Origin of the sequence: Streptomyces sp. HSW2009, from assembly GCF_040240285.1 — a bacterium.
GTDB lineage: Bacteria > Actinomycetota > Actinomycetes > Streptomycetales > Streptomycetaceae > Streptomyces.
The window spans coordinates 1-232 of the sequence record NZ_JBEHZD010001300.1; the positions used below are offsets into that span (position 1 = coordinate 1).

1 protein-coding gene is annotated in these 232 nt (G+C 93.5%); it reads left to right on the plus strand.

What is annotated here, in order from left to right; translation table 11 throughout:
- Window positions 1–232 (plus strand): hypothetical protein (locus AAHZ94_RS36655; RefSeq protein ID WP_349997733.1); only part of this gene is annotated, 232 nt, incomplete at both ends.

The window sequence follows — 232 nt, forward strand, 5'->3', positions numbered from 1 at the left end:
GGGGGGGGGGGGGGGGGGGGGGGCGGCGGGGGGGGGGGGGGGGGGGGGGTCCCCCCCCGGGCGGCGGGGGGGGGGGGGCGGGGGGGGGGGGGGGGCCCGGGGGGGGGGGGGGGGGGGCCCGGGGGGGGGGGGGGGGGGGGGGGGGGGGCGGGGGGGGGGCGGGGGGGGGGGGTGTTGCGGGGGCTGGGGGGGCGGGGGCGGGCCCTTGGTTGGGGGCGAGATGGGGTACGGA